This window comes from Porticoccus litoralis, from assembly GCF_030676955.1.
In the GTDB taxonomy this organism is placed as follows: Bacteria; Pseudomonadota; Gammaproteobacteria; order Pseudomonadales; family Porticoccaceae; genus Porticoccus; species Porticoccus litoralis.
The window spans coordinates 834,396-845,110 of the sequence record NZ_JAUUUU010000001.1 but is presented as its reverse complement, the minus strand read 5'-3'; the positions used below and the strand labels follow the sequence as shown (position 1 = coordinate 845,110).

Genomic DNA, 10,715 nt, shown 5'->3' with positions numbered 1-10,715 from the left:
GGGTTCTACCCCGAATTTACGGACACTTTAAAGAAGGCCATAATCATGGCTAAGGAGTGTTTGTTATGTCTAAACGTAGAAAATATAGCCCTGAGTTTAAGCGGGGCGCAGTCGAGCAGCTAAATCAACCTGGTGTCACTTGCGCTCAGGTGGCTAGAGAACTGGGTATAGCCCAAAACATGCTTTCTAGATGGCGTAGTCAGATAGAAGAAGCTGGTTCAGAAGCTTTCAGTGGAACTGGTAGTCCTCGAGATCAAGAAATGGCAGCTCTCAAGAGAGAGCTATCTCGCGTTAAAAAGGAGCGGGATTTTTTACGCGAAGCGGCGACGTACTTTGCCAGGGAATCGAGCTGAAGTATCAGGCGATTCGACGTTGCTGCGGACAATATCCTGTCAGGCTTATGTGCCGCTGTTTAGGTGTTTCACCTAGTGGATATTACGACTGGTCTAAAAGACCCTTGTGTAAGACTAAGCTTGAAAATAAGCGCCTACTAAGCAAGATCGAAGATATTCATGAAGATAGTCGAGGCATTATTGGTGCGCCTAGAATGCATGAAGATTTATTGGATGATGGAGAGTCTGTTAGCTTAAATCGAGTGGCTAGAATCATGGCCACAAATGGACTGCAAGGCTGGCCTAGAAGAAAGAAGCGCAGCATGCGTGGCAAGGTGCAGATGTACTCCCCTGCAGTTGCAAATCATCTTAACCGTGATTTTTCAGCACTAGAACCAGAGACCAAATGGGTCACTGACATTACTGAGATGAAAACGGATGAGGGCAAATTGTACTTATGTGTCGTCATGGATTTATATCACAAGATAATTGTTGGTTGGTCTATGCACCATAGGCAGGACCGTCACATGGTACTCAAGGCTGTTGAGATGGCGCATTGGCAGAGACAGTCCAGCGATAAAGTCATATTGCATTCAGATCGTGGAAGTCAGTTTAGAAGCTACGTCTATCAACGATTCTTGAAGGAGAAGAATATAGTCAGTTCAATGAGCGCAGTTGGACATTGTGGTGATAATGCGGCTTGTGAGGGCTTTTTTGGAATGATCAAACGTGAACGATTAAATCATACACGTTATCCAACTCGAGATGCTGCTAAGGCAGATGTTTTTAATTACATAGAATTGTTTCATAATCCGAGGATGCGACGCCGAGTGGCTAAGCAAGATTTAAGGATTCAATCTTTATTAAACCGTCCGTAAAAACGGGGTAGAACCCGAATTAGATAGAAGAACGATCTTTTTTTCTGAAAGGATGTCATGTTAGCCAACATTATCTACAGCGCTGATTATTCTCATCATTCGACGCAACTAGTACATCATTTAATTTCGTGTGCTTTCACTGAAAAGGGTTTGCCGGTTAGTGAACGATTTCTTATGGGGGAGAGCGCTGAGGGAAATCTTGGAAACATACAAAGTCTAGCCAGCCCTAGGGTTGCACGGAAAAAAGGCATTTGGCGCTATCTGCCAAGCCCTTTGACCAAAAAGCTTGTCCATTTGGTAATGGACAGCTCTATTGATGTTGTTATCTGCGATGGTCCTGGTGTTATGAGACCTTTTATTCCCGTTTTAGAGCGATTGGAGCATCTCAAGTTGATGATTGTGCTTCATGGTTCGCCCAGGTTTCGGGATTCCGATGTTAGGAAACTGATCAAATATAATAACAGGATAAGGTTAATTCCTGTTTCGAGGCAGCTGGCAGGTCAAATAGCTTGCCAGCATCCGCAGTTAAAAGGCATGGTGAGGTCAGTATCTAATACATTAATGCCAGAGTTCGAGCGTAAATTATATGCTCGTGAAGAGGCGCGAAATAAACTCGGATTGCCGAACGACGGGTATATCTCGGTTATAGCATCGCGCTTAACTCGAAAAAAAAATGTAGAGTTTGCTATCAGGGCTTTTGCTAAAGGCGCAGGTGAAGGGCGCTACCTGGCAATCATGGGAGATGGTCCAGAGCGTGAAGGGTTGCGCCAGCTTGTGGCGTCATTGAGGCTTGAGGAGCATGTGTTCTGGCTGGGCTGGGTAAGCTCAGGGCATCAATATTTGAAAGCCTTTGATCTTTTTATTTCAGCTTCACTGGAGGAAGGCTTTGGTTTGTCTTTGCTTGAAGCCCATGCTGCGGGGTTGCCCGTTGTCTGTAGTCGAATTCCCGCCCATGAAGAAGTCTTAAGTAAAGAGGCATATTTTTTCGATGTTGAAGACCTTGAGGGTTGTGCACAGATGATAGCGACAATGCCTCCTCCGATAGGCTGTTGCAACCTAGGAGAACGGCATGATGAATTTGTGAGGGGTTACCTGGATATCTATTCAGAATTGTCGAGTTGTTAAGAGAGTTTACTCTCACCAATACATACACAAACTATAGAAATATCTCTATGCAAAACTTTCTTGACGATAAGCTGTTTAAAGCACTTTTCTTTATCATGTCGGTGGGACTCTTTATTCAATTGGCGGGTAAGACTTTTTACAGTTCAAGCAGTGCCAATGGTGTCCATGTTTATTTGTTGCTAATACTTCCATCCCTTATTCTGGTCGTTGGCGCAGGGCTGAAGAAAAAAAACTTTTTGAGTTCAGAGGCCATATTTTTTTTAACCGCAACAGGATTTTTTCTTTTCTTTTGTTCATTGTCGGCAGCATGGAGTGATACTAACGAATCGGTTGCCTATGTCTTACGTAAAAGCTTGGTGATTATGCTGTATCTTTTTGGCGTTATTTATCTTGTTACAGTGGCAACATGGCAGCAAATAAAAACATTTCTCATCTTCCTTTGTTATATATCAGCATTGGGGGCTGTTATTTCTCTAGGTTATCAGTTGCTTGTGCTTGATGAATCGTTGGGTTGGCGTACGTTCAGAATTTATAGCATGGGATATAAAGGATGGATAGATATCGGATACCCGGTGATAGCAGGAATCTACTTTGGTTTTTTTGCAGTATTAACTGTGGTTTTGTTGGGTTTGAGGGAAGAGTCTAAACTACAAAACTTGCTCTTATTGGTAGCCATTCTGGTTATGCTGCCCTATATATTTCAAACATTTTCAAGAACATCATGGGTCGCTGGTGCCTTGGCTGTTGTATATCTGACGGCGGTCTATCGTCACCACACTATCTTTGCCTTGGGTATTGTGTTTGGTATTGCCTGTGTTGTTATGGGGGTGATTTTTTACGATGAAATTGTGGTTGAGTTGACCAAAAAACAACTTTCTGGACGTCCGATTATTTGGATCTGGACTTTGGGCGAGTTTCTGAATCATCCTGTTGTTGGTCATGGTTTTGATCACTCATTTTGGCCTGAGAAGCCATTTGCGCATGCGCACAATTTCTTTTTACAAGTTATGTTTGAACAGGGATTGGTTGGACTTTTCTTCTTTCTGGCAATGTTAAGCTCTGTATTTGTTGCTGTTTGGAAACATAGGAAAGCTAGATGGGTTTTAGCCAGTTTTTCTTTAGTGGTTTATATCTTGGTAGCTATGCAGGTTGAAATTCAGCATGTGATTACGCGTCCGGGTCTCTTCTGGACGGTTTTTTGGTTTCCCTTGGCATTAGTCATGGGATTGGTTAACCGGGTCTATTTTAATCAGGCTGAGCAAAGTGAGATTTGAACCTCGTATTCTTTGAGATGAAAATAATTCAGGCTAAAACAGAATTCCACGTATTTTCATCTCGAGACCTTTGCTATCTTTGGGCTTAAGGTATGCTTGGAGAAAGCTATGAAAGTGTGGCTTGAGTTGCCCGGTATCTTCTGTATATCGGGCAAGGTGCTGGAAGTTCCTGAGTCGTAATTCCTCAGATAGTTGCTGTTTGTAGACCTTCATGTCGGAAACATCAATCAAGCCAAGACGGTTTTCCTGTGAGATTACAATATTGCCCATGTGCAGCGATCTGAAATAAATCCCCTTGTCATGTAGTTCGCGTATAAATTTTCCCAGTTTTTCTGTAATGATCAGGTCGAGTGTCCCTAGTTTTCTAAGCGTCTTACCCGTCAACGGGTAATAGTGCACCGCCGTACGGCGAATGGAGGGGATGCGATACGACTCAATGACGGTTACCGTAGGTATGCCTTTTTCCACCAGCTTACTGACGTTTTTTACAAAACGTTTTGAGTATGGGTAAAACACGGCTGAAGAAAATAGCCGTTTTACGCGGAATAGTTTGAGGTAGGTACCGTCCGAGAGTAGCAATACCTTATCACCATAACGATCAGCCTCTATCACCGTGGCTCCCTCACGAAGGGCGTTATAGTCGTCTCTGGAAAGCTGTTTCATGGTGTTCTGATCCCGTTCATGGCGGCATTATAAAGGTGCCCCCTATGGTAAGATACCCGCAGTTTTTTACAGGACGGTTTTTGATGAAACTGACGGTTCCCCGTTTTGATAAGGCACAGGTACTGGTCGTTGGTGACCTGATGCTGGATCGTTATTGGCATGGTGCGACTTCCAGAATATCGCCGGAGGCACCAGTTCCCGTGGTCAAGGTCGGTCAGAGTGAGGACCGCATTGGTGGAGCGGGTAATGTCGCATTGAATATCGCATCCCTTGGAGCGGGGGCTTCGCTTGTATCTGTGGTCGGGCGTGACGAAGCAGCCGATGCGTTGAAAGCACGGCTCGATTCGGCAGGTATTTATGCTGACTTTCAGGTGTCAGATTCAAAACCCACCATCACCAAGCTTCGTGTGATCAGCCGTCACCAGCAATTGCTGCGCCTGGATTTTGAAGAAAATTTTGACGCAGTAGACTGCGATCAGTTGCCGCAAAAAGTGGCTGCACTACTCAACGGTATCGGTGCCTTGGTGCTTTCAGACTATGCCAAGGGGGCGTTGGTAAATCCGCAACCTTTGATTGCGGAAGCGAAAGCCGCAGGGGTTCCTGTATTGGTGGACCCGAAGGGGAGCGATTTTGAGCGCTATCGCGGTGCTACCTTGCTAACGCCGAATCTTGCTGAATTTGAAATGGTGGTTGGGCACTGTGCCAACGAGCAGGCATTGGTAGAAAAAGGTGCGCAATTACTGGAAACACTTGATATTGAAGCATTGCTGATTACCCGCAGTGAACATGGTATGACCCTTTTGCGGAAGGGGCAGAGAGAGCTGCACTTGCCGGCACGGGCGCGGGAAGTATTCGATGTCACCGGTGCGGGGGATACAGTAATTTCTGTTCTCTCGGCAGCGCTGGCGGCTGGGGAGGCATTACCCGAGGCTGTTGCTATGGCCAATATCGCAGCTGGTATTGTGGTGGGTAAATTGGGAACCGCTACGGTGAGCATGCCAGAATTGCGTCGTGCCATTCAGCAGGAGCAGGGCTCGGAGCGCGGTGTGGTCAATGAAGAACAGCTCATGGTAGATGTGGCTGATGCTCGGGCCCAGAACGAACGAATCGTGTTCACCAATGGCTGTTTCGATATTCTCCATGCCGGCCATGTCGGTTATCTGGAGCAGGCACGCAAGCTGGGCGATCGGCTGGTGGTGGCCATCAATTCAGATGCCTCAGTAACCCGCCTGAAGGGCGAGGGCCGCCCCATTAATCCTGTGGATCGCCGTATGGCGGTTCTGGCGGGATTGGAAGCGGTTGACTGGGTGCTCTCCTTTGAGGACAACACCCCAGAGCGCCTGCTGGAGTTGATCCGCCCGGATGTTCTGGTGAAAGGGGGGGATTACAGCCGCAGTGAAGTCGTGGGTTGGGAAATTGTCGACGCCTACGGGGGTGAGATTGCCGTGCTGGATTTTCTGGATGACTGCTCCACGACCGCCATCGTCAACAAGATACAGAGTAAATAGCGGCTTTATAGACCCCGCGAGGCCTGAACAGCCTTGCGAACATTCGTCGCCAAGTGCTCAGGGTTAATCGTGCCAACAATGGCACTGCTGACCCCTTGGTGAGCAAATAACATATCAAACGTTTTCTGTATCGGGTCTTCTCCCGCCAGGGTTGCATGCCCGCTGGCCAGCGCTTTTTTTATCAATACACCTTTGTGGTGCTCACGGCAGTAGTCAATGACGGGTAACTCGTCATCGTATTGCAGATTCCAGGTAACCATGACGCCATCGGAATGTTTTGCTGCCAGCAACCCGCCGGAAACAGTTTTACTCGACATGCCAAACGCGCGAATTTTGCCTTCCGCCTTTAGGGCTGCCAGTGCATCCAGGGTGCCAAATTTCCGGATAATGGTTTCGTCATTACCATCGGAATGCACCAGCACCATGTCGATTACATCGGTGTTCAGGCGCTGTAGGCTGCGCTCGATACTGAAACGAGTGTGCTCCGGGGTGAAGTCAAACCAGGACTGTCCATCGTCAAATTCTTCCCCCACCTTGCTGCAAATCACCCACTGATCCCGCTGCCCTTTCAGCAGGGTGCCCAGCCGCTGCTCACTATTGCCGTAGGCCGGTGCTGTGTCGATGAGGTTGATACCTAAACTTTTAGCAAGTGACAGCAAAGCTGCAGCCTGGCGGTCATCGGGAATGACAAAGCCCTCGGGATATTTCACTCCCTGGTTACGGCCGAGTTTCACCGTCCCCAATCCCAGAATGCTGATGTCGAGGCCGGTGCTGCCAAACGGGCGTAAGGGTAACGGATCAGTTTCCAAAGGCGGTCTCCCAGGGACTGGGCGCAAGCGGCGGTCTGCTCAGAAAATCCAGACGGGTGACGCCTTTGTCTGAAAGATCAGGGTTTGGCGGGGGAAGCAATGCCATCACTTCATCGGCAAGGTTGGGAGATAACGTGAGCTTGGTGGGCCAGGCCACAATCAGGTTGTTGTAGACATCTGTGTGACTGGCAAAGGCTTTGTCCGGGCGTGCAAAGTGGCGTTGTTTTGGCTCAGCTCGGTCCACTGGTAGTGTTGCCCAACGGGCATCACTGAGGTCGACCCACGGCATCAACGTGTGCAACTCGCGCTTTGCGGCAGCAATGACTTCTGAAGCGCTTTGTCCGGCGCCCTTTTCGGCAAGGCTGCCACCCAGATACCAAACCTGGCTGCTATCGTCGCAGGGGTGGCTGGAGATCGTCAGGCGGGGGGTGGTCTCGGCGCCCAAACAATGTCCATAAAAGCGATGCGGGTAACGGTGCTTGATCATCACCTGCTGCAACGGTCTTCTCTGCATTTCCGGCGATGTAACCTGCAAGGCGTTGAGAATGGCCTCGTTACCCTGTCCGGCAGTCAGTACCACCTGTCCCGGTGACAGGCGCCATGTTCGTTCTCCGTCGTGGAAATCAATGGCCAGGGTTTGCGGGTTCTCTTTATGCCATGTGGCTTTGGACCAGTCGATTTGATAAATGCGCCCAGCGCAATTGTCAGCCAGCACTTTGATGACCGAGGGAACATCCAGCACCAGATCCACTAATTGATAAAGACTGCCGCTGAACTCCGGGTGCTGGAACAGTTGTGGGCGATCTTTTTTACCGACCTTGTTGACTCTTCCCCGTGTGGCCTTGCTGGCTAGAAATGTCGACATCCGTGACAGTGCACTGCTGCTGGACCACAGATAAAAATGGTCGCTGAGAATAGACGCTCCACGTAGATCAACATCCCCTTCCCCGGCCAGGCAGGCTTTCCAGTGCTCTGGCATATCGGCGATGGCTTCGGAGGCACCAGTTAATGTGCCGCTCAGGGTGTATTTGATGCCGCCATGGATCATGCCCTGGCTGGCAACGGTCTGGTCACTGCCCAATGCGGTCTGCTCAAAAAGTAGGGCATTGTAGCCAGCGTTGGTTAGTCGGTTCAGCAACCACAGGCCGGCGATGCCGCCACCAATAATGGCAATGTCGCAATGGAGGTGTTCTGAGGGTTCAGTGGGTGCCATAAAGACTAAAAGAACTCCGCAAAATATCTAAAGTAGAAATGATAAAACCACTGAAACGGGGCTTATCAACAGATGGGCTAGTATACCCCGCACATTCTCATTATGCTTTCGGCAAAGTCCTGCACGCTGCTATTCGCTGGAGAGATCGTTGGCTCGCCTTGCATATTCCCTGCTTTTTTACCTATTAACGCCATTTATTTTCTTGCGCTTGCTATGGCGTAGCCGCCGTGCGCCAGGGTACAGAAAACGCTGGGGAGAACGCTTGGGGTATGTGACACCCATTGCGGCTTCGAGGCAGGTGATCTGGGTGCACTCTGTGTCTGTCGGCGAAACACTGGCGGCTGTTCCAATGATCAAAGCCTTGCAACAGCGTTACCCGGACGCGCTACTGGCAGTGACCACCATGACGCCCACGGGCTCAGCTCGGGTCAAGGCAGAATTTGGTGACAGCGTTTATCACGTCTATGCACCCTACGACCTGCCATGCGCCGTGAACCGGTTTTTGCAGCGCGTTCGCCCGCAACTTCTGGTGATTATGGAGACGGAGTTATGGCCAAACCTGATTCATTGTTGCCGTCAGCATGGCACACCGGTTGTGGTTGCCAATGCCCGCCTTTCGGAAAAATCGGCTAAGGGCTATCGCAGGTTTAGTGCGCTCACCGCACCCATGTTGGCAATGGTCGATCGGGTGGCTGCCCAGCACGAGGATGATGGTGCACGTTTCCGGTCTCTCGGCCTATCCGATGAGCAGTTGACCATTACAGGTAATATCAAGTTTGATCTCAGTATTGATGAACCGCTTAAGCAGCGGGCCGGGGAGTTGCGGGCAGAGTGGCGTGGCAGAGAAGGCCGGCCTGTCTGGCTGGTTGCCAGTACCCATGCCGGCGAAGAGGAGATTGTGCTCCGGGCATTCAGGCAGTTGTTAACGGTTTTTCCATCACTGTTGTTGGTCCTGGTACCCCGCCACCCGGAACGTTTCCAGGATGTTGCCCAACTGTGTGAGGCCCACCGTTTCAGGGCAGTAAAGCGCAGCCTTGGTGGCGTACCTGGGGAAGGTGATCAAATCCTGCTTGGCGACACCATGGGGGAGTTACTGCTTTTCTTCGGAGCTTGTGACATTGCTTTTGTCGGCGGCAGTCTGGTGCCAGTGGGTGGGCATAACCTGATTGAACCAGCAGCCTGGCAAAAGCCGGTACTTAGCGGCCCACACCTGTTTAATTTTTCGGAAGCCTCGCGCTTGTTGCTGGAAGCTGGGGGTATGGCTATTTGTGCGGATGATCAGGCATTGGCGGGAGAGGTGAGGCGTCTGCTGGAATCCCCGGAATCGGCTGAAAGCATGGCCACGGTAGCCAAACAGGTGGCGGACAATAACCGTGGCGCATTACAGCGTTTGCTGGACGTTATTGAACACCAGCTCTCGTCACAGTGATCGCCGGGTCCAGCCAGGCGTTCAGTTCGTAAATATCCTCGGGGCTGAGTTGGCCCGCCACTTCCTTAAGACGCAACAGGCTATCAATGTAGTCGTAACGTGCATTGGCGTAATCAGTGCGTGCCTGATAGAGGTTTTGTTGAGCCACCAGGACATCGACGATATTGCGGGTTCCGGCTTCGTAGCCCGCCTGAGTAGCCTCCAGTGCACTGTCCGCAGAGGTAATGGCCTGGCTCCTGGCTTTTACCCGTGCGGTATTCGTGACCACTGACAGATGCTGGGAGCGTGCCTGCTGAACGGTATTGCGCTGCGTGCCAATAAAAAGCTCATCGGCCTGGACATATTGCTGAAAGGCTTGACGGCGCTCGGCACTCACTAGCCCCCCGGTAAAAATCGGCACAGTCAGGGTCAAACCGATAGCGTGGCCTTCCTGGTCAGTTTCTGACGGGCTGACAAAGAAATTGTTTGTTTGTGTGTCCAGCCCGCGGAATTCACTGTCTGTCTGATCGTCGTAGTAGGACAGGTTGCCTGTCAGGGTTGGTGCATGCTCGTATTTTTTTGATTTGGCATTTTCATCCGCAGCGTCGCGCTGATATTTGGCGGCCTGCAAGCTGAAATTGTTTTGCAGGGCAAACTGTACCCAGTCCTCACGGTTGAGAGGTTCCGGTTGCACTACGGGAAAGTCTGCTACCAGCCCAGCCAGGTGCTGGTGGGGCTCGCCCGTCAGCACGGTCAGACCTTCAAAGGCGATATCCAATGCACCGCGGGTTTCCAGGGTATTCACCCTTGCATTGTCGTAGGCTGCCTGGGCTTCGTGCACATCGGTAATTGGCAGCAATCCCACTTCAAAACGTTCTTTGGTTTGCTCCAGTTGCCGTTGGATGGCCTTTTCCTGGGCCTGCGCGGTTTCCAGATTTTCCCTGGCGCGGAGCACCTGGAAATAAGCATCAGCGGTGCGCAGAATCAGAGATTGCTGGTCAGCGGCAAACTGCAACCGAGCCTGATCGCTCAGGGCTTTTCCCTGCTGAAAACTGAACCAGGCGGGAAGGTCAAAGATCGGCTGTGACAGGGTCAGGTAATACCCTCGTGAGTCCGTATCGGTATGTCCTTTGCGACCAGGTTTAAATGTGGAGTTCAGGGTTGTAGTGCTGGCGCCATTGGTTTCCAGTTCTTCATATTCACCCGTTGCAGTAATCTGGGGAAGTAGTCCGGCCCTGCCAATATTTCTGGCTTCCTGGCCGGCCAGGTAGGCGGCACGGGCAGCGCGCAGTTGGGGGTCGTTTTTGACAGCCTGCTCGTAGATCTCCGAGAGGGTGTTGGCCAGCGCCGGAGTGAGGCTTAACGAAGCGGCCAGAAAAATGACAAATTTGCAGAAGCGCATTGACAATCCTTTAGGTCAAAGGGTGGCGAGAGGGTTCGAGTCTAGCAGATTTTGAGTTGCTGGACAGTCAAGGGGCCTCTGTGTAGGGTGGCTTTAAAGCTCT

8 protein-coding genes and 1 pseudogene are annotated in these 10,715 nt (G+C 50.3%); 5 read left to right on the top strand and 4 right to left on the bottom strand.

Going from position 1 to position 10,715, the window contains the following annotated elements:
- Positions 1 to 65: 65 nt before the first annotated feature.
- The 3 genes and pseudogenes from Q8A57_RS04165 (at position 66) to Q8A57_RS04155 (ending at position 3,609) form a co-directional block, all read left to right on the top strand.
- A pseudogene (locus Q8A57_RS04165) lies at positions 66 to 1,221 on the top strand (IS3 family transposase).
- A gap of 46 nt (positions 1,222 to 1,267) precedes the next feature.
- Entirely contained in the window at positions 1,268 to 2,335 is a 1,068-nt protein-coding gene (locus tag Q8A57_RS04160) for a glycosyltransferase (protein WP_305169695.1), read from the top strand.
- A gap of 47 nt (positions 2,336 to 2,382) precedes the next feature.
- Entirely contained in the window at positions 2,383 to 3,609 is a 1,227-nt protein-coding gene (locus Q8A57_RS04155; RefSeq protein WP_305169694.1) for an O-antigen ligase family protein, read from the top strand.
- Positions 3,610 to 3,642: 33 nt separating this feature from the next.
- Here the strand turns inward: Q8A57_RS04155 and Q8A57_RS04150 are convergent, their stop codons facing one another.
- Entirely contained in the window at positions 3,643 to 4,272 is a 630-nt protein-coding gene (locus Q8A57_RS04150; protein WP_305169692.1) for a BUD32 family EKC/KEOPS complex subunit, read from the bottom strand.
- Positions 4,273 to 4,355: 83 nt separating this feature from the next.
- Here Q8A57_RS04150 and hldE point away from each other — a divergent pair, with 83 nt between their 5' ends.
- Positions 4,356 to 5,780 carry a bifunctional D-glycero-beta-D-manno-heptose-7-phosphate kinase/D-glycero-beta-D-manno-heptose 1-phosphate adenylyltransferase HldE gene (gene hldE / locus Q8A57_RS04145; RefSeq protein WP_305169691.1) on the top strand — a complete coding sequence of 475 codons (1,425 nt, stop codon included), beginning with the start codon at positions 4,356 to 4,358 and terminating at the stop codon, positions 5,778 to 5,780.
- Between the two features lie 5 nt (positions 5,781 to 5,785).
- Here the strand turns inward: hldE and Q8A57_RS04140 are convergent, their stop codons facing one another.
- Entirely contained in the window at positions 5,786 to 6,589 is an 804-nt protein-coding gene (locus Q8A57_RS04140; RefSeq protein WP_305169690.1) for an aldo/keto reductase, read from the bottom strand.
- Entirely contained in the window at positions 6,579 to 7,802 is a 1,224-nt protein-coding gene (locus Q8A57_RS04135) for an FAD-dependent oxidoreductase (RefSeq protein ID WP_305169689.1), read from the bottom strand. The genes Q8A57_RS04140 and Q8A57_RS04135 overlap by 11 nt, the downstream gene beginning before the upstream one ends.
- 148 nt (positions 7,803 to 7,950) lie before the next feature.
- Here Q8A57_RS04135 and waaA point away from each other — a divergent pair, with 148 nt between their 5' ends.
- Positions 7,951 to 9,231 carry a lipid IV(A) 3-deoxy-D-manno-octulosonic acid transferase gene (gene waaA / locus Q8A57_RS04130; protein WP_305169687.1) on the top strand — a complete coding sequence of 427 codons (1,281 nt, stop codon included), beginning with the start codon at positions 7,951 to 7,953 and terminating at the stop codon, positions 9,229 to 9,231.
- Here waaA and Q8A57_RS04125 read toward each other — a convergent pair.
- Positions 9,203 to 10,612, bottom strand: a complete 1,410-nt coding sequence (locus Q8A57_RS04125) for a TolC family outer membrane protein (RefSeq protein WP_305169685.1) — start codon at positions 10,610 to 10,612, stop codon at positions 9,203 to 9,205. The two genes, waaA and Q8A57_RS04125, sit on opposite strands and share 29 nt — an antisense overlap.
- Positions 10,613 to 10,715 lie beyond the last annotated feature (103 nt).